Consider the following 22,794-nt stretch of genomic DNA (forward strand, 5'->3'; position numbering starts at 1 on the left):
TTTCCAATGACCGAAGATTTCCAGAATCTTACTAACGAGCAGTGGCGCCAGCGCCTCAATCCCGAGGAGTTTCAGGTGCTGCGACTGGCTGGCACCGAGCGCCCCCACACCGGCGAGTACGTCGATACCGAAACCGAGGGTGTCTACCGTTGCCGCGGCTGTGGCTCCGAGCTCTTCCGTTCCTCGGAGAAATTCCACTCTGGTTGCGGCTGGCCGAGCTTCTTCGACCCAGCTGATAGCGATGCGGTTGTTCTGCGAGAAGATCTGAGCCTCGGCATGCGCCGCGTAGAGGTTCTCTGCGCGACCTGCCACGGCCACCTGGGACACGTCTTTGAGGGCGAAGGCTACGATACGCCCACCGACCTGCGCTACTGCATCAATAGCATCGCGATGACCCTCGAGCCCCGCCAGCTTTAGCCCAGCCACTCCCCGAAGAAAAGCCGGGTGCAGCCCCATCCTCAGGAGCTGCACCCGGCTTTGTTCGCTCACTGCCTTCGCGCAGCGTGGGCCTTAACCCAAGTCGGAAATAATCTTATCCGCCGCAGCGATCCCGGTCGCAACGGTAGCCGGCACCCCGACGCCGCGGAGCATCGAACCAGCGACCGCGAGACGTGGCACCCCGGCTACGTCATCCAGCACCTGCGACATCTTCTCGGCGTGCTTCACCCCGTAGCACGGGATCCCGCCATGCCAGCGCTGCACGAAGATCTCCTCCGGAGTCTTCCGCTCGCCCGTAACCCGCTCCAGGTCCTCCAGGGCGTAAGCCAACAGAGCCCGATCGCTAGCGTCGACGTACCAGGGCTCGTTCTTGGTACCGAAGGAGGCGCGGACGAAGGCCCCACCGCCCTGGGCGAGGTGCGGCCACTTCTTGGAGCTGAAGGTGAAGGCTTTCGCCGCGGTGCCCGAGTTGGACCCCAGCAGCACGCCGGAGCGCTCGGGAATACCGTGGTCAGAGGCAAAGCGCATACCCACCACCGCAGAGCTCGAGAGTTCCACGCTGCCCAATGCCTCCGCCGCCACCGGCGCAGCGTCCTCCAAGATGACGGACGCGGTCGGCGCGGAGGTCGCGACGACGACGGCGTCCACCGTCCCCAGTGGATCAATCACCCACCGGCCGTCCGAGGTCCGGCCGAGAGACTCAACAGCGGAGTTCAGGATCAGCTCGGGGTCGGCCTGGCGCATCATCTCCTCGATCAGGCTGCGGTAGCCCTTGTCGAAGGAGCGGAACGGTGATCCCCCACCGCCCACCGCAGTGGCCCGACGCTTCGCCAGCAGATCTTCCACCACGTCGAGCAGGAAGAAGCCCTGACCTCCCTCGCCTGCGCGATCCAGTGCCGCCGCCAGCTGTGGCAGGGTTGCCCGCACACCGAGATCGTAGGCGCTGCAGGAGTACACCCCACCCAGAAGCGGGGAGACCAGCTTATCCACCACAGCCTTGCCCAACCGGGCCTCAACGAGCGTGCCCACGGTGGTGTCGTCGCCCGCGTTCCACGTCATCGGCTGGCCATCGCGCTCAGCATCCAGCCGGGCAGCTTCCGCAGGGCTGAGGATCTCGGACACCGCATCAGCCGAGACAGGAATGCCCATCAGGGTCTCCCGCGGGATGTCAACGAACTTGCCATCCACCAGGAAGGACGAGCGCGCCGTAGAGGGGGTACGTAGCTCGGAGCTCATTCCCAGCTTGTCGATCAGTTCCATGAACGGCTGGTCGAAGCTCAGGAACGCCTCGGCTCCCATATCCACGGGACCGGTGGAAAAGCGCACCGTCTTTAGCTTCCCGCCCAGGCGCCCGTAGGCCTCGGCGAGCATCAGCTGGGCGCGATCCCCGAGCTGTTGGCGCAGCTGCCAGACCGCGCTGACTCCAGCGATCCCGCCGCCGATAACGGCAATGCGTGGCTTTCGCGCCGTGGTCATGAGTTGTGAACCTCCTCGAAGGCTGCGGTGATGGCGTCGGCGTCCGTGTGTGGCATCACACCGTGGCCAAGGTTAAAGATGTGGCCCCGGGAATAGCCCAATTCGATGGCCTCGTCGGCCTCGGCGGCGATCCGCTGCACGTGCTCGCGGATCACGTCACGGCCTGCAAAGAGCACCGCCGGGTCGAGGTTTCCCTGATAAACCTTCGGGGTCTGGTCTGGCAGCGCCTCCTGCACCCGCTTCGCGGCGACGTTCATTGGCACGCGCCAGTCCACGCCCACCACATCCGGGCCAACCTTCGCCAGGTCGACCAGCAACTCGCCAGTGCCGACGCCGAAGTGCGTCATTGGGATACCGTACGGTCGCACCGCATCGAGGATCTTCTGGGAGTACGGGGCAACGTACTCCCGGTAGTCGCGGGCGGTGAGGAAGCCTGCCCAGGAGTCGAAAAGCTGGATTGCGTCCACGCCGGCCTCGATCTGCGCCTGGAGGAAGTGCGCGATCATCGGGCTGAGCTTCTCCATGAGCGCGTGCCACAATTGTGGCTCGGCGTACATCATCGCCTTGGTGACCTCATGGTTCTTCGACGGCCCACCCTCAATCAAGTAGCTAGCCACCGTGAACGGAGCTCCCGCGAAACCAATGAGCACCTGGTCCGTGCGCAGGCGCTCGAGGATCTGCCCGATGCCCTCCACGATCGGGCCGAGTTGGTCGGGCTCGAGGTCCGGGATGTTCGCGATCTGCTCGGCGGTGCGCACCGCCTCCCCCACGACTGGACCGCGCCCAGGAACAATCTCGACGTCCATCCCGGCCGCCTTCAGCGGGACAACGATGTCGCTGAAAAGGATCGCAGCATCGGCATCGTGGCGAACGACGGGCTGCATGGTGATCTCAGCGAGCAGATCCGGCATGAAGCAGGAATCCAGCATCGGAATGCCCTCGCGAACCTTGCGGTATTCCGGCAGGGAGCGGCCGGCCTGGCGCATCATCCACACAGGTCGGCGGGATGGCTTCTCGCCACGCACCGCCGCCAGATACGGGGCGTCCGCATCGGCGCGTCGGGCGGCAGAGGCTGCAGCGAGATCGGGCGTCAACAACTCATTAGTCATGGCTCCCATTATGCCAGCTATCCCCAAATAACCGGCAGGTGGTAATGGCGGTCTTCTTGGGCTTCCCTCGGCGTGGCAACCCCCACCAAAAACCTTAAAGGCTAGGTTTAGACATTGTGAATGAGCTGAACAACGCGAAAGACAATCACCAGCGCCCGGGAGCAACCGCGCTCGGCGTCCGCACCCCCGAGGCGGAGCCTGAACAGACGCCGGAGTATTTCGAGCACGCCGTGAAGTCGATGTCGGAGGCACCCCTGCGCTCGGGCATCACCATCGCGGAGATTCGGCCACCGCGTAACCTCGCGCCACTGAGCCACGCGATCGGCCTGGAGATCAGCCAGGTGGATCTGGCCGATCGCATTGCCTCGCAGGAAGAGCCAGATGGCACGGTGGCCGCCGGGGACGCCTTCGGCCGACTCATTCTTCTCCACGACCCGCACGGCGAGGAGCCGTGGCAGGGAGCCAAGATGCGCATGGTTGCCTATATCCAGGCCGATATGGACGCCGACGTCGCGTCCGACCCGCTGCTGCCCGAGGTCGCGTGGGACTGGCTTACCGAGGAGCTTGGCGGCCCTGGTGCCGAGTACTCCGACCTCGGTGGCACCGTCACCTCCACGGCCTCCGTACGCTACGGTGAGATCGGTGGGCCACCGCGCGCCTTCCAGCTGGAGATGCGGGCGTCCTGGACCGCGACAGGCGTTGATCTGGAAGGCCACGTCCAGGCCTTCGCGAACGTCTTGGCGAACGTCGCTGGCCTTCCGCCGGAGGGTGTCTCGCAGCTGCCGCGCTTCTAGGCTCACCTCACGCTCGTTCTGTACGCGTCCACACGCGGCGCGAATGCAAATATTCAACCCCGGCCCCTGCAGGTTTGAACTGCAAGGCCGGGGTTGTCTTTATCCCATCTGTCTCTAGTAGTAGATGGCGGTCGGTCGACCGTGGATCCGCTCGACCTGAACGGGAAAGTCATAGAGGCTGCTGAGTGTCTCCTCGGTCATGACCTCCTCCGGCGTCCCCGTGGTGTGGACCTTGCCGTTCTTCATTGCAACAAGCCGGTCGGAGAACGCAGCGGCCATGTTGATGTCGTGAATGACGATGACGACGGTGCGGCCCTGCTCGTGGGCGGCAGCCTTAATCGTGCGCATCATCGACACGGAGTGCTTCATGTCGAGGTTGTTCAGCGGCTCGTCCAGCAGGATGTACTCGGTGTCCTGGGCGAGCACCATCGCAACGAAGGCGCGCTGGCGCTGTCCGCCGGAGAGCTCGTCGATGAACTTATCGGCGATCTCACCGAGTTCCATCGTCTCAATCGCCGCATCGACGGCTTCTTCGCACTCGGCCGTGAGCCGGCCCCGGGAATGCGGGAAGCGTCCGAAAGCCACCAGCTCCCTCACCCGAATTCGGCTCAAGGTGTGGTTTTCCTGCCGGAGGACCGCGAGAATCTTCGCGAGCTCTCGGGTGTCCGTGGCGTATACGTCCATTCCCGCGACCTCCGCGGTGCCACCGTCGGCGTCGATCAGGCGCGCGATCGCAGTCAGCAGGGTGGATTTTCCTGCTCCGTTGGCTCCGATAATGCTGGTGACTCCGCCCTCGGGGATACGAAGGTCGACGTGATCCAGAACCAGCGAATCACCGTAGCGTTTGCTGAGTTGCTTGGTCTCAATCACTTGAGTTTCTCCTTCCGCAAGAGCAGGAACAGGAACAAAATACCGCCCACAAATTCAATCAACACGGAGACGGTGGTGCCGTAGCTAAGAATCTGGCCCAGAATAAACTGCGCGCCCACGAGGGAGGAAACGCCGAACAGAGCAGCAACCGGGAGGGTCCAGGTATGCCGGGTCGTACCCGTCGTCCGGTAAGCCAGGTGCGCGACAATGAGCCCTAAGAACAGGATCGGGCCGACCAGCGCGGTGGAGGCTGCTACCAGGATGGTGATCGCGGCGAGCAGGAGCAGGCTTTCCTTGCGGTACCCCACGCCCAGGCCAATGGACGTCTCTTGCCCCAGCGCCATGACATCGAGCACATGGCGTTTATGCCAGATCCAGGCGCAGACAACGATCGTCACCAGCAGTGTAAAGACCAACAGCGGCCGGTCGATACCGGTGAAGGATGCAAAGAAGGCATCCTGCAGCACCTGGTACTCATTGGGGTCGATCATCTTCTGCAGAAGTCCGGCCAGCGACCTAAAGAAGATCCCGCACACCACACCAATGAGCAGCAGAACGTCCAGGGTCATCGTCGTCGATGTCACCAGGGGGCTGAACACGACTACGGCAAAAACGACCATGATCACCGTATTCAGCACGAAGCCCGCGATGGGGTGCATGCCACTCAGCGCACCGCTGCCGAGGAAAAACACGATCAGCGTGTTGATCAGCACATAAATTGAATCGAAACCGATCAGGCCCGGGGTCAAAATATGGTTCCGGGTCAGTGTGTGAAAGACCACGGTGGATACGCCAGCGGTAATCCCGGCCACAGCGAGCGCGCCGACGGTGGTCAACCGCATGGGCAGTACAAAACCCCAGGCGCGGGGAAGCTGCCACAAGATGAACAGGCCTACCAGCGCTACGGTAATGAGGAGTACCGCCACGAACGTGCGCCGTGGCCTCTTCGAATCATCCCGCTTCGTGCTCGATGCGTGTGTCACGCGTCCCAGCAAAAGCTAACCTTTCCTTACTATCGCTAGCCGCGACGAGCGCGACGGAACAGCTTTGGCTTCGTTGAGTTCTGGATGCGAGCCCCGCGAATCAAGATGTAGAGGAATACGGCAGCACCCAGCACGCCAAGAACGGTACCCACCGGGATTTCGTATGGGTAACGGATGACGCGGCTCAGAATGTCCCCGCCCAGCGTCATGACTGCGCCGCAGGCCGCGACCCAAGGCAGTGCCTTGCGAGCGTTGTCACCAATGCGTGCGCGAACCAGGTTCGGGACGATCAGCCCGATGAACGGGATAGCACCCACGACGGTGACGGTGACAGCCGCGATGACAGCCACGATGACGATGGCAGAGTACTCGACGAGCTTGACGCGGACGCCCACTCCCTTAGCCAGGTCGTGGCCCAGGCCGAGCAGAGTCAACCGGTCAGCGAGGACATAGGCTGCGAGGGCGAGCACTGCGACGAGCCAGAGGAGCTCGTAGCGGCCACGGAGCACACCTGCGAAGGATCCGAGCTGCCACGCACCGAGGCTCTGCAGCAGGTCGAAGGAGTATGCAAAAAACGTGGTGGCGGCGCCAATAATGCCACCGTAAATGATACCGACCAGCGGAACCGTGAACCCGGTTCGCACCTTGATGCGGGACACGATAAACAGGAATCCGATCGTGCCGATGAGCGCGGTGAGGCTGGCCATCCCGAGCTTCGCCCACATCGGGGCACCGGGGAGCAGTAGCGCGATGGCCAGCAGTCCTGCCATCGCGGACTCCGTGGAGCCGACGGTAGAGGCTTCGACGAAGCGGTTGCGTGCCAGCAGTTGCATAATCAGCCCGCCCATGGCCAACGCGGATCCGGCCAGCAAGGCAGCGAGAGTGCGCGGGATACGGGAAACTGCGACAACCGAGGAATCCGCATCCGCAGCCCCCAGCATCAGGCTGAGCAGCGAGAGCAGAACGAGAACGCCCGCGAGGATCATGGCATAGACGGGGCCGCGCGACCGAGGCGTTTTCCGATCTGCGGATTCGGCCGTTGCTGCGGAATTGCTTCCTGCAGCGGTGTCGGCAGCGGCGCGCTGAGCATCGACCTGACCCCGGTACGAGGTCTGCGGGGCGCGTGACAAGGGAGCCCCTGCCTGCCTCGTTAGGGTGCTCACGGAACCGTTGGTACCCATCTTGCTCGCTACTCTCCTACTACCGTCTCGCTCGCTAGTTACGTGATTGAACCGCGCCCCGGGTGCCCGTGGCGCGGTCATTGTTTTATTAGAGTGCCTGCTCGATATCGTCGAGCATGTTGTTCATGCCGTCGATGCCGCCACCGTTGAGGTACCAGTCAGCACCGCTCAGCATGTAGATCCGGTCTTCCTTGGCCGCATCCGTCTGCTTGACCAGCTCGTTGTCGAGGGTGGCCTTAGCGGAGTGGCCCTCCTGGCCGATCGCTGCGTCGCGGTCGAGAACGAACATGGTCTTCGGGTTGATCTTCTTCAGCAGCTCGAAGGAAGCGTTCTCGCCGTGGGCGCTATCGCTCTTGATGCCGCCTGCCGGGGTGAAGCCCAGGTCGTTGAAGACCAGGCCGAAGCGGGAATCCGCACCGTAGAGGCTGATCTCGCCACCGTTGGTCATCAAGACGGCGGCTTCCTTCTTATCAGCCGGAACGGACTCGGAGATCTTCTTCACGCGCTCGCGGATCTCGTCAGCCTTCTCCTTCGCTTCGGCCTCCTTGCCGAAGAGCTTGCCCAGGGCCTCGACGCGCTCCAGATTGCTCTCGATCGTGTAGTGATCGTAGTTGATCGTCATGTTCGCGGTCGGGGCGATCTTCTCGAACTCCTTGAGCATCTTCGCCTGACGACCGCCGATGAGGATCAGATCCGGATCTGCTGCGGCGATGGCTTCCATGTCCGGCTCCTTCAGAGAACCAGCGTTAGCCTCGATCCCCTCTGCAGCCTTCGGCATGGTAGCAGCCTTGGCGGTGGACACGACGCGGTCCTTCTCTCCCAGCGCTGCCAGGGTGTCCAGGGAAGCGTAGTCGAGGACGACGATGCGCTTCGGCTCGGACTCCAGCTCGACGGTGCCGTTTTCAGCTTCGAGAGTGTAGGTGCGATCCGCGTTATTCTGCTGGCTGGACGCGGAGTTATTCTCGCCGGAATTATCCTCGGCTGCGCAGCCCGTGAGGATCAGAGAGAATCCGGCAGCTGCTGCAACGAGTGCGTGGGAGATCTTCAATCTTTTGCTCTTCCTAGTTCGTCCCGGTCCGCATCTGCAGGGAGACACGGCCGGTATTATTCCGAAAGTTGACCGAACAAGCAAGGTTAGCTTGCCCTAAGTCCCCCTAGATACTGTCAAAGAGAGTGAAGATAGGCAAGCCTAAATTGAGCCCATCGCGGATTTAGGCAACATTATTGTTTCTAATTACCCCCGTTGCCGGGTGAACAGGGGGTAAAAGCCACTAGAAGCGGTCGAGCCACCCCGTCACGCGCTCCTCCACGGATGCCACATCGAGGCCCACTTCCTCGAGCACTTCTCCCCGCGATGCGTGCGCCAGGTACTCCTGTGGCACCGCGAGCAAACGCACCGGTGTATTAACCTCTGCAGCGCTCAATGCCGCCTGTAGCGCAGAGCCAGCCCCGCCGTGGATACCGTTATCCTCGACCGTCACCACTAGGTCGGCATCGCTGGCGAGCTCGACGAGCTCCTCGGAGACCGGGTAGACCCAGTGTGGATCCACGACCGCAGACTCCCAGCCCTTTGCCTTGGCCGCCTCAGCTGCCGCCCGGGACTGCCCCACGAGCGCGCCGTAGTTAATCACCAGCAGCTTCTTTGCGTCGCCTTGGTCAGCGGTGCGGTGCTCAAACAGGACGTCGTAGCTCTCCTCCTGCCGCAGGGCAGGAATGTCTGCCGGAACGCTGCCCTTCGGGAAGCGCACGACGGTCGGGGCGTCGTCAACATCGAGGCACCGGTCCAGCGCCGAGCGCAGTTGCGCTCCGTCGCGAGGAGCAGCGACATGAATCCCCGGCACAATTCCGGTGATGGACATGTCCCACATACCGTTGTGGCTTGCGCCATCTGGGCCGGTAATGCCAGCGCGATCCAGCACAAAGGTCACGCCTAGCCCCAGCAAACCGACATCCATCAGCATCTGGTCGAAGGCGCGGTTGAGGAAGGTCGAATACACCGCAACAACCGGGTGCAAGCCGCCCAAGGCAAGGCCAGCCGCGGAGGTGACGGCATGCTGTTCTGCGATGCCGACATCGAAGGTGCGCTGCGGAAAGACCTCACCAAACTCAGCGAGTCCAGTGGGGCCGGCCATCGCGGCGGTGATAGCCACGACGTCATCCCTCTCCCCCGCCTGCTCGATGAGATGGGAGGAGAACACCTGGGTCCAGCCAGGCTTCGAGGCTTCCTTCGGCACACCGGTGACTGGGTCGATCACACCCGTGGCGTGCATCTGATCAGCTTCGTCGTTCTCCGCCGGGTCGAAGCCCTTGCCTTTGTGGGTGATCGTGTGGACGATGACGGGGCCGCCGTAGTCCTTGGCGTAACGCAGTGCGTTCTCCACCTGGCCGATATCGTGGCCATCAACCGGGCCAATGTACTTCAGCCCCAGGTCGGAGAACATTTCCTGCGGGAGAATGGAGTGCTTGACCCCTTCCTTGAGACCGGAAATCAGCTGGAATGCACGGTCCCCAACCCAGCCCATGCGGCCGAGGGTGTTTTTCCCGGACTCCATGACCTTGTCGTAGGCAGGCTGCAAGCGAAGTGCAGCGAGGTTCTCCGCCAGCCCACCGATGGTCGGCGAGTAGGAACGCCCATTGTCGTTGACGACGATGACGATCGAGCGCTTCTTGCCGGTGGCGATGTTGTTCAGCGCCTCCCAGCACATGCCACCTGTGAGTGCCCCATCACCAACGACAGCCGCGACGTGACGGTGAGACTGGCCGCTGAGCTCGAAGGCCTTGGCTAGCCCGTCGGCATAAGAAAGGGATGCCGAGGCGTGGGATGACTCGGTCCAGTCATGCGGGCTTTCCGCGCGGTCAGGGTAGCCCGACAGGCCGTCCTTCTGTCGCAGCGTGTCGAAGAGATCGCGGCGCCCCGTGAGGATCTTGTGCACGTACGCCTGGTGTCCCGTGTCGAAGATCAGGGGGTCGGACGGCGAGTCGAAGACACGGTGCAGCGCCATCGTCAGCTCGACGACACCGAGGTTCGGACCCAAGTGTCCGCCGGTCGCGGAAACTTTTTCAATCAAAAACTCCCGAATCTCCCGCGCCAGCTGATCCAGCTTGCCCTCATCGAGCATCTTCAGATCCGCTGGTGAGGAAATATTTTCAAGGATTCCCATTGAACTCAGTTTCTCTCCATCCCACATTGAATTCGCTGGCCCCATCTTAGTGGGGACACCGCCTTCAGCGTTATTCGCCCGCCGCCTCGAAGTACATCAGTGTTTCGACGTGATGGGTCAACCCGAAAGCGTCGACGATCTCCATCTCGCGCAACTCATAACCCGCGTCTCGCCACAGACCCGCGTCGCGGGCTGCCGTGGCGGGGTCGCAGCCGATGTGAATCACCCGCGGTGGGCGGTGCTGCGCGATGTTCTGAATGACAGCGGCCCCCGCCCCCGCACGTGGCGGGTCGAGAACGACGGCGTCCAGGTCCGCGACCTCCTCGAGGTCCTCCAGCCACGCCCCAACGTCGCTGCTGCGGAACCGAACGGCCGTGTCCGTCCCTTCTGAGCCAGCTTCCCGGGCTGCAGCGAAGGCTTCCTGTCCAGCACGAGTTGCGCTGCTCGCGACGTCCACAATCTCAACATTGCGAGCGGAGCCCAGCAGGCCCGCGGACAGAGCACCGCAGCCACCGTAGAGATCCCACACGGTGTGCAGCTCCCCGTTCAGCCGGTCGGCGACCCAGCGGGCGTAATAAGCGCTGGCTTGGATGTGAGACTGCCAGAACGCGTCCACCGGCACCTTCCAGCTCACGCCGAGGTGCGAATGCAGCACATCGCCATCGCCGTCGAGAACACGGCGTTTCCGGCCCCGTCGGGTCTTCTTGAGCTCCACGACGGAGCGCTTACCGTCGCGACCGACACCCACAACAACCTCGCTGTGTGGGCTGGGATTGAGCCCGGCAACACCGTCGGTCAGCCCGGGCAACCATTGGGAGCACTCCACCTCAGCCAGCGGGACGATCTCATTGCTCTTCGGCTTCCGCAACCCGGCCTGCCCTTCCGCGTCGACGCCGAGGCGTACGCGGTGGCGGTAGTGGGTAAAAGGCCATAGGCTCGTCGCGCGAACATGAGCATCGAGGAATTCCTGCGGCAGCTCGAACTTGGCGAGGCGGCGGAACTGGTCGATGACCACCGCCTGCTTAAATTCCAGGGAGCCGTGGGCATCAACGAAGTCGAGGTCGCAGCAACCAGCTCCGGCCTCAGCAGCGTCGCATTGCCCAGCCACCCGGTGCGGGCTCGGCTGGTCAATAGCTAGCGCTTGACCAGTACGGAACCTTTGCTTGCCGTTCTTTTTAGCCGGGTCCAGCGCAACCTCGACCCCCTTCTCCCCGGGCAACCCGCCACGAACAAAAACGATCTGTCCGTCGTGCTGGCCGATGACCACACCTCGGTGGCCGGGTTGATCCAGATCCAGAGTGACGGTCTCCGGGCTAGTCATTGCCGCCCTCGTTGGGATCCTGCTGCTGTGCCGGGGCATTCTGCTGCTCCTGCAGGTGTCGCGCCAGCTCCTCAACCATGGCCTGCGGCAGCTGAACCGGCAACGGATCGCCGGCAGGGATCGGGTCCGTGCCGCGAACAACGAAGGTGCGGGCGATGATCTCGCGGCCCAGCGCCGCCATCTGCTCAGCTGCCTCCTGTGGGCCGGCGAGCGTCATGCGCAGCATCCATCGCGGGCCGGTCGCCCCAATAACTCGGAGTGTGCCCTCACCGGACTCTGCAACGATCTCCGCGCCCCAGGGGCCTTCCTCGGTGGTTGCCTCCAGCCCGTCGGCTGCCATGCCCTCGATGAGGGTCGGCACCGTGTTATCCCAGAGTTCGCCGGTGGTTGGGGCGGCGAAGGCCACCGGGGTGACCCGGCCAAAGGGGGTGAGGATGTGGAGCATTTGCGGGCCATCATCGCCCATCTCCACCTGTACCTCGGCCTCGTGTGGGACCGGGATCATCATGGACCCCAGGTCGAGCCCGCCCTTGGCGAAATCGCTGAAATTGTATTCACGGTAGTCCAGCGTGTCCCCGTCGAAGGGCCCAAAGTCCTCACCCTGGACGGGTTGGTCAGCGTCTCCCGGTCCGCCTGCGGCGTTTTCCGCCGCGTCGGAGACCTCCTGCTCGGCCTGGCTCTGAGGTGCGCTTGGATCTGCACCGCTGGGTTCGTTTTTCTTCTTAGAAAATGGCCACATTTTTAAACATTCCTTCCGCACTTGCCAACGCGGCGCTGGCTAGCGCCACCGTTGGGGTTTAAAAGCTGGAAATTAAACTCAATCGGCTATCGGGACCGGCTGCCCGACCCCGCATCAACGCGTGCCGGTGGAGCCGTGGCCACCACTTCCGCGGGCGGTCTCCCCGAGTTGCTCAATGCTGTCCACAGCCACGACGTCGCAGAGGCTGACCTCCTGAATGAGCAGCTGAGCGATGCGTTCACCCCGGCTGATGCTGATTGTTTCTTGCGGGTCAAGGTTGATCAGGTTGACCTTGACCTCCCCCCGATATCCCGCATCGATGGTGCCGGGCGCATTAACGATCGACAATCCCTTCTTCACCGCCAGTCCGCTGCGCGGGTGAACCAGACCAACCTTGCCGACCGGCACCGCCATCGCAATGCCCGTCCCCACCAGGCTGCGCTGCCCGGGGTTCAAGGTGATGTCCTCGGCGGAGTAAAGATCGATGCCCGCATCTTCGGGGTGTGCCCGGTTCGGTAGCGGGAGAGATGGATCAATCTGAAAAATTTCCAACGGGCTGCTCATGAGGCTCCACTCTACAAGGTCGTTCCCATCTCGTTATTGGCCCGCTGCAGGAAAGTCTCCTCCTTGGTGGGAGCCACGGCGGCTTCGGAACACCTGGTGGTGTGTGGGTAAGATGGTGGCCGGTAATTGCCACCCAATAACGGCTCGGTATGGCGCCTCACCGCCTGCGAGGCCGGGCCCGGGTAAAGATCCACATGTAGACGAGGAGCACTCTGCGAGTCATGGACGCTGCGAACGGAGCATCGACCCCACCGGCGAAGACCGACGAGGCGGCGGGCACGCGGGTGCTGTACAGCGAGACCCAGCGCGTTCCGCTGTCCTGGTGGCTCGTCGCCGCCGGCGTGGTGGCTATCATCGCTTGGCAGGCTCAAATGGGACGTGACTGGTGGTGGTCGATCGTGGCGGGCGTGATCGCGGCTGCCCTCGCGTCCTGGGGGCTCATCGCGCTTTCTCGGACGAAGGTCGAGGTCGTGGAAGACTCCCAGGGTGGCAGGATCATCCGCGCGGGAGACGCCCAGCTACCGGCCTCCGTGGTCGACCGCACGCTGGTCATCCCGCCCACCGCGAAGCAAGCTGCGTTGGGACGCCAGCTCGATCCTGCCGCTTTCGTCATTCACAAGGGCTGGATTCCGACGATGGCGATGCTCGTGCTCGATGACCCGTTGGATCCCACCCCCTACTGGCTGGTCTCCAGCAAGACCCCCCAGGAACTGCTGGAGGCGCTGGGAAGGCCCATTTACTAGGGTTCCCAGCGCCTCCGCGCTCCCGGTCTGCTCGGTGTTACACCCACAGGCCGGGTCTTTTTATGTCTTAAGCGCAGTCGATGCAGATGAACTCGGTATCGCTGATCTTCTCACCGATACGGCTGCGGTGCTGCACGAGGAAGCACTCGGAGCAGGTGAACTCGTCGTTCTGCTTTGGCGTGACCGTGGTGGACAGTTCCTCGCCGGAGACTTCCTCCATCGGCAGTTCGAAGGGTTCCACGATTTCGCCATCGTCGGTGTCCGAGATCGCTGGCTCCGCCTTCTCAGCGGCCTTCAAGCCTTCGAGAGAATCGGTCTCCAGCTCTTCCTCGTCGCTTCGCCGTGGTGCATCGTAGTCCGTGGCCATCGTTGTCCTCCCACACTCCTCGGATGATGCTCATCAGTTCTTGGGCGGGATCCCCGCCACCTGCCGTATCGCGGGCCACAAGCCCATTCTTCACGGCAGCCATTCGGCCCCTAGTCGAGGGCGCCTCATGTGTGCTGAACGCGGATATTAGGCCATGAGGTGCACACTTGTCACCTCCCCCATACTCAGGGCAAAGAAAGTTGCTCGATGCTACCCCCTGCACCCTGGCTCAGCAGCATTTTTTCGAGTTCTTCCTGCACCCCCGGCACTCCAGCGATGATGGGCAGCCCGCTCTCCGCCGTGTAGTTCAGCGTGGGGGTAACCACGGTTGCGCCCGCTCGGGCAGCAATCAACGCACCGGCAGCGAAGTCCCACCCGTTAAGCCCGTGCTCGTAGTAGCCATCCACCTGACCGCTGGCCACCATGCAGAGGTCGAGCGCGGCGGAGCCCAGGCGTCGGATGTCCCGCACGTGGGGCAGTACGGCGCCCAGCACGCGTGCCTGCCGCTGACGGCGTTCAGCGTCGTAGGAAAAACCGGTCGCCACGAGCGCCTGTGCAGCGTCCTTTCGTGCCTCCTGCCGGCTGATGTTCTGGCGTTCACCGACGACTGCCTCCTCGCTCCTGAAATCAACGGGAGCGACTGTCGCGGGGCCGCCGACACAGGCGCCGAAGACATGGCCATGGGCGGCGTCTACGACCGCGCCAGCTACCGGCACCCCGTCGAGGGCAGCTGCCACCGACACAGCGAAGGCGGGAATCCCGTAGACGAAATTGACGGTGCCGTCGATCGGATCCACGATCCACTCCAGCCTTGGCCCTGCAGAGTCCCCAGGATCGGCACCCAAGGATCCTGCAGCGGGGGCGGAACTATCCGCTCCCTCCTCCTCGCCGATCACGGTGGCCTGCGGGAACCTGTGATGCAGCCACTCGCGGATGAACGTCTCCGCGCCGCGGTCTGCTTCGGTGACGGGGTCGACTGCGGAAGACTTGGTCTGAGCCACCGGCATCGCCGAACCCATCAGCTCGATGATGGAGCCCGCCACCGCCTCACCATCGGTGCGTTCCCGGCGAGTGCGCAACACCAAGGCAGCGGCGAGTGCCGCGACCTCTTCAGCCGCGGCTTGCAGCTCGTGCACGCTCGCCCCGCCGGGGATTACCGCCGGAGCGTGGTCGGTGGTGGTTTTATCAAGCAACAAGGTCTCGGTCATGCCTCCACAGATACCACTGATGTGTAGCATTCAGACCCATGAGCACCGAGCAGGCTAGTAGCGCCGAATGGGCCGGAATCACCGTGGGAATCGACGTCGGTGGGTCCGCGATCAAAGCAGGCTTCGTCGACACCCGCTCCCACTGCCTCGTCGGGGAAAGATTCACCGCCCCTACTCCCCAACCGGCCACGCCCGAGAGGGTTGCTGGCGCCGCCGCAGCTCTCGCAACGCAGGTACTCGCCCAGGAGGTGGGCGCGGAGCTCACCACGCCTGCTGGCCCAGGCGGGTTCCGTGCGCTGCGGATCGGCGTCGCCATTCCCAGCGTGGTCACCAACCAGGAGGCACGCACCGCAGCGAATATCGCACCGTCGTGGGTCGGTACGCGTCCCGCTGCGCTTTTCGACGACGCCCTGCGACAGGCGTTATCGGGTGGCACATCGGGGTCTTCCTCCCTCCAGGTGGAGTGGTTCTTCCTCAACGACGCCGACGCTGCTGGGATCTCTGAATGCGGTCCGTTTAGCGCCGACGAGGCGGCCGACACGGAATACAGCCGGCTTTTCCTAACCTTGGGCACTGGGATCGGCTCTGCTCTCTTCCGCGGCGCGAGGCTGTACCCCAATACCGAGCTGGGTCACCTGACCGTGTTGACCGACGACGGCTCCCCCAGTGCTGCGGAGCATTGGGCCTCGGCCGCGGTGAAGGCGCGCCAAAACCTCACGTTCCCCGAGTGGGCGGCCCGGTTGAGCACAGTACTCAATACCTATGTCGCACTGCTGCGCCCCCAGGAGCTGATCCTCGGTGGCGGAATTTCCGCCGAGGCAGAACGGTGGCTGCCGATGCTTAACCTCGAGGAGTCTTCGGTCCGGGTGAGCATCGCTCGCCACTTCAACAGCGCCGGGGTCATTGGGGCAGGGCTCGCCGCTGCCTGGGACCTACGCCCCTAGACGGCATGAGTAATAAAGCTTGGCTATAATGGTCGGCCGTTGGGCGCTTGAGCGCCAGAGGCAGCCTTTCAGCTGCTCAGAGAAACTGCTCCCCCAGTAGAACGCCGTCCGGTGAACCGGGTCGGTTGTACGCCACCGACACGAACTCGTTGGTGAACGTATGCTGGCGAGTAGAACTGAATGCGTCGTTTCCTGGTCGCTATCCACCAGGAAACGGCGAGCAAACGTAGTTTGGATAGCGACTGGTAGGAAAACCCCCAAGCGGGTGACCTTCCTAAACGTACAGCGCGCTCGTCGGCTTTTCCCGGCGGTCGCACCCGTACGTTGCAACAATCCCCGACCGAAAGGGCTTCTGTGGCTTCTCAAGACTCGACCACCAGCGGTGATAGCGTCCAGGACGCAAGCGGGACGTCTGGCACTGCTGCACGGAAAGTCGCCAAGAAGACGGCCCGTAAGGCGGTCAAGCGCACGGCCCGTAAGGTAACGAGCGCGACCGCCGCGAAGAAGACCACGGCTACAGCTGCCACCGCAGACACGGCGGCGTCTCCGTCGGAGGATGCAGCCGAAGAGCCGAAGAAGGTCGCGAAGAAGACCGCAAAGAAGGCGGCCAAGAAGACTACCCGCAAGGTCGCGAAGAAGGCGGCGAAAAAGACCGCCAAGAAGGCTGCTAAGAAGACCGCTAAAAAGACGGCGAAGAAGACAGCCAAGAAGACCGCACGGAAGGCGACCAAGGCGACGGCTGCTGCGAAGAAGCAGGAGCAGATCGAGGCGAAGAGTAAGGACGCCGAGGTCACCGCCAGCGAGGATCCGGAGGACGTCGACGACGAGTTCGACCACGACGTCGAACCGGATCTGGAGGACATCGACGAGGACCTGGATGAGGATCTCGACGAGGATCTGGACGACGACCTCGAGGATGAGGACGACGCCGACGACGAGGAAGAAGACGAGGACGACGACGAAGAGGAGTCCTCGACCTCGAAGGACGGTCGCGACGACAGCGTGTGGGACGAGGACGAGTCCGCCGCCCTGCGCCAGGCCCGCCGCGACGCAGCCCTGACCGCCTCGGCAGACTCCGTCCGCGCCTACCTGAAGCAAATCGGTAAGGTCGCGCTGCTGAACGCAGAGCAGGAGGTCTCGCTGGCCAAGCGCATCGAGGCTGGCCTGTACGCGAACTACCGGCTGAAGCAGATCAAGGAGTCCGGCGAGCGCCTCTCCCCCATGAACCGTCGCGACCTGCGCGAAATCGACCGCGACGGCCGCAAGGCGAAGAACCACCTGCTGGAGGCGAACCTGCGCCTCGTGGTCTCCCTGGCCAAGCGCTACACCGGCCGTGGCATGGCCTTCCTGGATCTGATCCAGGAAGGCAACCTGGGCCTGATCCGCGCGGTGGAGAAGTTCGACTACTCCAAGGGCTATAAGTTCTCCACCTACGCCACCTGGTGGATCCGCCAGGCGATCACCCGCGCGATGGCTGACCAGGCGCGCACGATCCGCATCCCGGTTCACATGGTGGAGGTCATCAACAAACTCGGCCGCATTCAGCGCGAGCTGCTGCAGGACCTTGGTCGCGAGCCCACCCCAGAGGAACTCGCCCGCGAGATGGACATCACGGTCGACAAGGTGCTGGAGATCCAGCAGTACGCGCGCGAGCCAATCTCCCTGGACCAGACCATCGGCGACGAGGGCGATTCCCAGCTGGGAGACTTCATCGAGGACTCCGAGGCGGTCATCGCGGTAGACGCGGTCTCCTTCACGCTGCTGCAGGATCAGCTGCAGGACGTCCTTCACACCCTGTCCGAGCGTGAGGCCGGCGTGGTGAAGCTCCGCTTCGGCCTGACCGACGGCATGCCGCGCACCCTGGACGAGATCGGCCAGGTTTACGGCGTGACCCGCGAGCGCATCCGACAGATCGAGTCGAAGACAATGTCCAAACTGCGCCACCCATCCCGCTCCCAGGTTCTGCGGGACTACCTGGACTAACCCACACGCCGAGCCCGCCAATAGCGGGGCCGGAAAAGAAAACAACCGCCGGGAAACCCGGCGGTTGTTTTTATCTCTATCTGTCCCCTAGTTTTCGCGGTGCTCCTTGACGCACTGGGTCAGCTCCTCGTCGCTGAGTCCCTGGCACTGTTCCGGAAACTCGGTGGCCACCTTCGTGGTGATCAGCGCAAGACCCATCGCGAGGATCGCGAGCACGAGGCCTGCGATGGGGTAGGTTCGCGCCGTGCCGTGGCGGTTCGCGCGGATGAGGGCGACGATCGCCACGACCAGCGCAATCATCGCCACGAAAATGCCGATCAGCGGGAGCAGGCCAGCCGGGAGGGCAAGCACACCCAGGATCAGTGCGGCCAGCGACATCCGGCTGGCTACCTGGGGTGCGCGGGCCGGTACGGCCGGCTGGCCACCAGCTGGATTCTTCTTCGCCATCTCGCCTCAACGATCCTTTCTCGGAATTTATCTAATAGCCCTTCCCGGGCTGCGGTGTACCCGGCATGAGGGCATAGCCTACCAGTCGCGCAGGTAGGCGATGCGGTCTCGCAGCTGCTCAGCAGTGCACAACGCCGTCGGAGGGCCACCGCAGTTGCGGCGCGCCTCGTTGTGAATCGCCCCCTGTGGTCTACCGGTTCGTGCCGCGGTCATGTTCACCAGCGCGTTGAGCTCCTTGCGCAGGGCCGGCAGCTCCTCGCTGGCCACGCGGCGACGGTGCGCCTCTGCACCGCTCATCCCACCGGCAGCCCCGCCGTTGCGACGCTCTTCGGCCTCCCGACGCTTGCGCTCCTCAGCTTCGCGGGCGCGTGCCTCGACCTGGTCGGCCTGGCGCTGCTTCAACAGGGTGCGCATCTGCTCCGCATCCAACAGGCCTGGAAGACCAAGGTAGTCCTGTTCCTCCGCGGAACCGGCCAGGGTGGTCGTGCCGTAGGTCGAGCCGTCGTAAATCAAGGAGTCCAGCTCGGCCTCCGCGCCGATGGACTCGTAGGTCGTCAGCTCGTCCGGCTCGTTCTCCTCGCGATTAGCCTGGGCCAGCAGCTCATCATCCCAGCCTTCCTCGCCCTTCTTCGGCGCGCCCAGCACGTGGTTGCGCTGCTTTTCCAGCTTGGACGCCAGGTCCAACAGCACCGGCACGCTGGGCAGGAACACGCTGGCGGACTCGCCCTTACGGCGGGAACGGACGAAACGACCGATCGCCTGGGCGAAGAACAGCGGCGTTGCAGCGCTCGTGGCATAAACACCCACCGCCAGGCGGGGCACGTCCACGCCCTCCGAAACCATGCGCACCGCGACCATCCATTCGTCCTGGCTGGCGGAGAATTCCTTAATGCGGTCGGAGGCACCGACCTCGTCGGAAAGGACGACGGTGACCGGGGTGCTGCTGATCGTCGACAGGATCTTGGCGTAGGCGCGGGCGGTCGTCTTATCGGTCGCGATGACGAGACCGCCGGCGTCCGGGATGTGGGTGCGCAGCTTCAGCAGGCGGGTATGAGCAGCCTTTAAGACCGCGGGGATCCACTCCCCCTTCGGGTCCAGCGCCGTCCGCCATGCGCGGGCGGTCTGCTCCGGGGTGAGGGTCTCACCCAGCCGAGCCTCGAACTCCTCGCCCGCGCTGGAACGCCACCGGGCGTGGCCGGAGTAGGCCATGAAGACTACCGGCCGAACCACGCCGTCGCGCAGGGCCTCCGAGTAGCCGTAGGTATAGTCCGCACGCGATTCCAGCGCGCCGTCTGTGCCCGGCACCTCGATGTAGTCCACGAAAGGGATTTGCGCATCGTCGGAGCGGAACGGGGTACCGGTCAGCGCCAGTCGGCGCTCAGCGTGGGCATAGGCCAAGCGAACGCCGTCTCCCCAGCTCTTCGCGTCACCTGCGTGGTGGATCTCGTCGAGGATCACCAGGGTCTTTTGGGCGGTGGCTACCTGATAGTGCTTGGTGGGCTTCATACCAACCTGGGCATAGGTCACGGCCACGCCGTCGAAGGCGTTGTTGAATGGCGAGGAGTTGGAAAACTCAGCGTCGAGAGCAATCCCCATGGCAGCGGCGGAGAGCGCCCACTGGACCTTCAGGTGCTCGGTGGGAACCACGATGACGAGTCGCTGGACAACGCGTTTCTCCAGCAACATCGACGCCAGCGTCAGGGCGAAGGTGGTCTTACCGGCACCCGGGGTTGCGACCGCAAGGAAGTCCCGTGGCTGCTGCTCCTGGTAGAGGTCCAGGGCCTCCTGCTGCCAGGCACGGAGGGTTCTTTTCACCTTGTATCGGACCTACTTCTTACGCAGGCTCTGGTAAATTTCCTCGCACTCTGGGCACACCGGGGAGCCCGGTTTTGCCTGCTTGGTCACCGGGAAGGTCTCACCGCACAGTGCAACCACCAACCGGCCCATGACCGCTGACTCCACGATCTGGTCTTTCTTGACGTAGTGGAAAAACTTTGGGGTGTCGTCCTGGGTCTGCTCCTGCTCATCGACCTTCGGACGTTCCAGCGTGCTGGTGCTCGTGGCGCTCACAATCCTCCATCTTGCCCCTGAGGGCTTCCCACAGTTGACTCTCGTACTACCGTAGACGGTATGTCAGCAGCAGAGAAACGTGCCGGTCGCGCCCGGGGCAGTTCAGCCACCGGGGCGCGCCGTTTCCGCCGCCCTGGCAAGCGGGTCGATCGGATCACCGACGCGAGGAAGTCGCAGCTGGAGGACTGGCACCACCGGCGTCGCCTCTATTTGGGGCTACAGATTGCACGCATCCCGGTGCTTGTCCTGGCCGTGATCCTGCTGTGGGTCACCAATAACATCATTGTGGGTGCGGTCGTGGCGTTCATCAGTGTTCCGCTGCCCTGGGTTGCGGTCATGCTCGCCAACGAGTCCGGGGAAGCCACCAAGGAGTCGGAAAAGGTCTATAAGCCTGGCCTCGTGCGGGCCAACCGGGCGGCGATGGCCAATTCCCAGCTCTCCCAGGCAACGAGCCCACAGCGACAGCTGGAGCCCAACGAGGTGGACTCCACCGACCGCCACCCCGTCATCGACCACGATTCCGAGGACTAGCCCGGCCATCACCTGGGCGTACAGCTTGAGACTGCCCCAGCGCCCTTGAAGAGACCAATGCTGTACCGGCGGCACGCAGAGCCCGTTCCCCAACCACGACCGAGACAAGAAGGCACACCCCGCAGTGACAACCCACCCTTCCAGCATGCAGCTCACCTCCCAGCCCGCCCGCGAGGCTCTCGGTGGCCTGCTCGCCGTTGCCCGTGCACGCGGGCTCAGCACCACCCTGCTCGAGGACGTCCTCGGCGAGCCCGGTCTCCGCGCCCTCAACCTCGCCAATCCTGCCGGAGCGCTGCGCGCGGTCCGCACTCATGGCCGGGGCGACTCCCCAGACGCCACAGACGCAGCCCAACTGGTGGAGCTCTTCGTCTTACGGGAACCAGCTGCCCTTGCGACGTGGCAGGAAGTCATCGGCACAGACCTCACCCGGCGTGCCATCGACGCCCGCCTGATCACCTCCCTGCCCGGCAGTGCGGATGAGCTGCAGTTGCGGGTGGATATCCGCCCGTACTCTTTCCCTCACCTGTTCGGTGATGCGGATGGCGATGCATCAGGCCTGGGCGGAGAATTCCTGCTCGCGTCGGATCCGGACGCTGGCCTGTGGCCGCAGGAGCCCACCGCGGACGATCACGTACCGGGCCTGGGTAACGCTCCGCGGTCGTTGCTTCGGGTCATCCCGCCGGCGGATAATCCGTGGCTGCCCTCCCCGCGACGGATCCTGGACCTGGGTTGCGGTGGTGGGGCGCTGAGCCTGGCCTTGCAGTTGGCCTACCCCGAGGCGCAGGTGGTGGGGACGGATATTAGTGGCCGAGCATTGGACTTCGCCGCGGTCAATGGCGCTCAGCTGGGTCAGGCACGAGGCGAGTTCTCCACGGCTGAGGCAGCCCCCGCGAGCGGCATCGAGTGGCGAGAGGGTTCCTGGTTCGAGCCCGTGGCGGGTGAGCGCTTCGACCTCATCGTGTCGAATCCGCCTTTTGTGGTCCAGCCCCCGGAGGTCGGGCATGTTTACCGCGATTCTGGGCTGGGCTTGGACCGCGCGACCGAGCTCGTGGTCTCCCAAGCTCCTGAGCATCTCTCCCCCGGCGGCACGGCGCATATTCTGTGTTCTTGGGCGGTGTCCGCCGAGGATTCCGTGGCGTCGAAGATGGGGCGTTGGCTGCCGGCGGAGGGGGTGCGTGCCTACGGCCTCGTGCGAGAATACGTGGACCCGGAGACCTACGTGACGACGTGGCTGAGCGACGAAGGTATTGACCCACGCTCCCCGGCGGGCCGGCGGAAGGCTGGGCAGTGGCTTCACTACCTGGCTGAGAACGGGGTCAGCCATATTGCCTTGGGTTTCGCCCATCTGCGTGCGATTGATGGACCCACTGAGGTCACCGTGGAGCAGTTGCCCGACACCATGGTGCCGGGTACCCCGCTGGGTGCTGACGTGGCGGAGTGGTTCATCCGTAGTCAGTGGCTGGCCGATGTCTCCGCCGAGGATGTCCTGGGCGAGCGTTTTGCCGTGCGCCCGGGGGTGGCCACCGAGTTGGTTCGGCAGGCCGATGCGGAGGCCGGGCAGGGGTTCCGGGAGCTGTGTCTGCGCCTGGCCAGGACAGACGGTCCGGCGTGGACGCATGAGATCGATGCCGCGGTGGAGTCGATTCTCGCGGGTCTGAATCCGGAGGGCTTGGCCCTGGAGGATGTGCTGGGTCTCTATGCGGCTGTGACCGGGTCTGCCGAGGGCGAGGACCTGGCTGCTGCAGGCGAAGATTATGAGGAAGTCCTGGCGGAGAGGATGCTGGGGATCATCGTCGACCTTGTGCGCCACGGCATCGTATTGCCGAGCGGTCTGGTCGACTGGGCAGAAAGTTAAGAGGAGGACC

Annotated in this window: 22 protein-coding genes; 7 read left to right on the forward strand and 15 right to left on the reverse strand. The window is 63.8% G+C overall.

Going from position 1 to position 22,794, the window contains the following annotated elements; genetic code table 11:
• The first annotated feature begins 6 nt into the window (after positions 1–6).
• On the forward strand, positions 7–417 hold the full coding sequence (gene msrB, locus QP997_RS00970) for a peptide-methionine (R)-S-oxide reductase MsrB (protein WP_148811721.1): 411 nt from the start codon (positions 7–9) through the stop codon (positions 415–417).
• 93 nt (positions 418–510) lie between these two features.
• Here msrB and hemG read toward each other — a convergent pair whose 3' ends face one another.
• Both hemG and hemE read right to left on the reverse strand, forming a co-directional pair.
• On the reverse strand, positions 511–1,914 hold the full coding sequence (gene hemG, locus QP997_RS00975; protein WP_284845925.1) for a protoporphyrinogen oxidase: 1,404 nt from the start codon (positions 1,912–1,914) through the stop codon (positions 511–513).
• Entirely contained in the window at positions 1,911–3,032 is a 1,122-nt protein-coding gene (gene hemE, locus QP997_RS00980) for a uroporphyrinogen decarboxylase (protein WP_284845926.1), read from the reverse strand. Before hemE ends, hemG begins: the two co-directional genes overlap by 4 nt.
• Positions 3,033–3,148: 116 nt before the next feature.
• Here hemE and QP997_RS00985 point away from each other — a divergent pair, with 116 nt between their 5' ends.
• Entirely contained in the window at positions 3,149–3,817 is a 669-nt protein-coding gene (locus QP997_RS00985; protein ID WP_371260069.1) for a DUF3000 domain-containing protein, read from the forward strand.
• A gap of 114 nt (positions 3,818–3,931) precedes the next feature.
• Here the strand turns inward: QP997_RS00985 and QP997_RS00990 are convergent, their stop codons facing one another.
• The 8 genes from QP997_RS00990 to dut form a co-directional block, all read right to left on the reverse strand.
• Positions 3,932–4,687, reverse strand: coding sequence for an iron ABC transporter ATP-binding protein (locus tag QP997_RS00990; protein ID WP_070760694.1), 756 nt, complete (start codon positions 4,685–4,687; stop codon positions 3,932–3,934).
• Positions 4,684–5,670, reverse strand: a complete 987-nt coding sequence (locus QP997_RS00995; protein ID WP_284845927.1) for an iron chelate uptake ABC transporter family permease subunit — start codon at positions 5,668–5,670, stop codon at positions 4,684–4,686. The genes QP997_RS00990 and QP997_RS00995 overlap by 4 nt, the downstream gene beginning before the upstream one ends.
• A 35-nt stretch (positions 5,671–5,705) precedes the next feature.
• Positions 5,706–6,800 (reverse strand): iron chelate uptake ABC transporter family permease subunit, encoded by a 1,095-nt coding sequence (locus tag QP997_RS01000; protein WP_284845928.1) that lies wholly within the window; start codon positions 6,798–6,800, stop codon positions 5,706–5,708.
• Positions 6,801–6,939: 139 nt separating this feature from the next.
• The gene (locus QP997_RS01005; protein WP_284845929.1) at positions 6,940–7,899 is read right to left on the reverse strand and encodes a siderophore ABC transporter substrate-binding protein; all 960 of its coding nucleotides are present in this window, start codon (positions 7,897–7,899) and stop codon (positions 6,940–6,942) included.
• A gap of 223 nt (positions 7,900–8,122) precedes the next feature.
• Positions 8,123–10,012: a 1-deoxy-D-xylulose-5-phosphate synthase gene (gene dxs, locus QP997_RS01010; RefSeq protein WP_284780258.1), complete on the reverse strand. Its 1,890-nt coding sequence runs from the start codon at positions 10,010–10,012 to the stop codon at positions 8,123–8,125.
• Positions 10,013–10,082: 70 nt separating this feature from the next.
• Positions 10,083–11,333 carry a class I SAM-dependent RNA methyltransferase gene (locus QP997_RS01015; protein WP_284845930.1) on the reverse strand — a complete coding sequence of 417 codons (1,251 nt, stop codon included), beginning with the start codon at positions 11,331–11,333 and terminating at the stop codon, positions 10,083–10,085.
• A complete protein-coding gene (locus QP997_RS01020) occupies positions 11,326–12,072 on the reverse strand; it encodes a DUF3710 domain-containing protein (protein ID WP_284757572.1) in 747 nt (248 codons plus the stop codon). The genes QP997_RS01015 and QP997_RS01020 overlap by 8 nt, the downstream gene beginning before the upstream one ends.
• Before the next feature lie 114 nt (positions 12,073–12,186).
• Positions 12,187–12,636, reverse strand: a complete 450-nt coding sequence (gene dut / locus QP997_RS01025; RefSeq protein ID WP_070758993.1) for a dUTP diphosphatase — start codon at positions 12,634–12,636, stop codon at positions 12,187–12,189.
• A 221-nt stretch (positions 12,637–12,857) separates the two neighbouring features.
• On the opposite strand from dut, the gene QP997_RS01030 reads away from it, so the two are divergent.
• On the forward strand, positions 12,858–13,379 hold the full coding sequence (locus QP997_RS01030) for a DUF3093 domain-containing protein (protein ID WP_284845931.1): 522 nt from the start codon (positions 12,858–12,860) through the stop codon (positions 13,377–13,379).
• 67 nt (positions 13,380–13,446) lie between these two features.
• On the opposite strand, the gene QP997_RS01035 is transcribed toward QP997_RS01030, so the two are convergent.
• Complete coding sequence (locus QP997_RS01035; protein ID WP_070758995.1) at positions 13,447–13,746, reverse strand: DUF4193 domain-containing protein; 300 nt, start codon at positions 13,744–13,746, stop codon at positions 13,447–13,449.
• 185 nt (positions 13,747–13,931) lie between these two features.
• Positions 13,932–14,984 (reverse strand): inositol monophosphatase family protein, encoded by a 1,053-nt coding sequence (locus QP997_RS01040; RefSeq protein WP_070758996.1) that lies wholly within the window; start codon positions 14,982–14,984, stop codon positions 13,932–13,934.
• An 8-nt stretch (positions 14,985–14,992) separates the two neighbouring features.
• Between QP997_RS01040 and QP997_RS01045 the strand changes: the two genes are divergently transcribed.
• The gene (locus QP997_RS01045; RefSeq protein ID WP_284845932.1) at positions 14,993–15,898 is read left to right on the forward strand and encodes an ROK family protein; all 906 of its coding nucleotides are present in this window, start codon (positions 14,993–14,995) and stop codon (positions 15,896–15,898) included.
• Between the two features lie 354 nt (positions 15,899–16,252).
• Positions 16,253–17,881 carry an RNA polymerase sigma factor gene (locus QP997_RS01050; RefSeq protein ID WP_284845933.1) on the forward strand — a complete coding sequence of 543 codons (1,629 nt, stop codon included), beginning with the start codon at positions 16,253–16,255 and terminating at the stop codon, positions 17,879–17,881.
• Between the two features lie 87 nt (positions 17,882–17,968).
• Here the strand turns inward: QP997_RS01050 and QP997_RS01055 are convergent, their stop codons facing one another.
• From QP997_RS01055 to QP997_RS01065, 3 genes are all read right to left on the reverse strand, one after another.
• Positions 17,969–18,328: a DUF308 domain-containing protein gene (locus tag QP997_RS01055; protein WP_246818088.1), complete on the reverse strand. Its 360-nt coding sequence runs from the start codon at positions 18,326–18,328 to the stop codon at positions 17,969–17,971.
• A gap of 78 nt (positions 18,329–18,406) precedes the next feature.
• The gene (locus QP997_RS01060) at positions 18,407–20,143 is read right to left on the reverse strand and encodes a DEAD/DEAH box helicase (RefSeq protein ID WP_284845934.1); all 1,737 of its coding nucleotides are present in this window, start codon (positions 20,141–20,143) and stop codon (positions 18,407–18,409) included.
• A gap of 12 nt (positions 20,144–20,155) precedes the next feature.
• The gene (locus tag QP997_RS01065) at positions 20,156–20,398 is read right to left on the reverse strand and encodes a DUF3039 domain-containing protein (RefSeq protein WP_070760717.1); all 243 of its coding nucleotides are present in this window, start codon (positions 20,396–20,398) and stop codon (positions 20,156–20,158) included.
• A 60-nt stretch (positions 20,399–20,458) separates the two neighbouring features.
• On the opposite strand from QP997_RS01065, the gene QP997_RS01070 reads away from it, so the two are divergent.
• Both QP997_RS01070 and QP997_RS01075 read left to right on the forward strand, forming a co-directional pair.
• On the forward strand, positions 20,459–20,929 hold the full coding sequence (locus tag QP997_RS01070; protein WP_284845935.1) for a DUF3099 domain-containing protein: 471 nt from the start codon (positions 20,459–20,461) through the stop codon (positions 20,927–20,929).
• Positions 20,930–21,053: 124 nt separating this feature from the next.
• Complete coding sequence (locus QP997_RS01075; RefSeq protein ID WP_284845936.1) at positions 21,054–22,784, forward strand: DUF7782 domain-containing protein; 1,731 nt, start codon at positions 21,054–21,056, stop codon at positions 22,782–22,784.
• The last annotated feature ends 10 nt before the right edge of the window (positions 22,785–22,794 follow it).

This window comes from Corynebacterium sp. MSK039 (genome assembly GCF_030232315.1).
Classification (GTDB): Bacteria; Actinomycetota; Actinomycetes; order Mycobacteriales; family Mycobacteriaceae; genus Corynebacterium.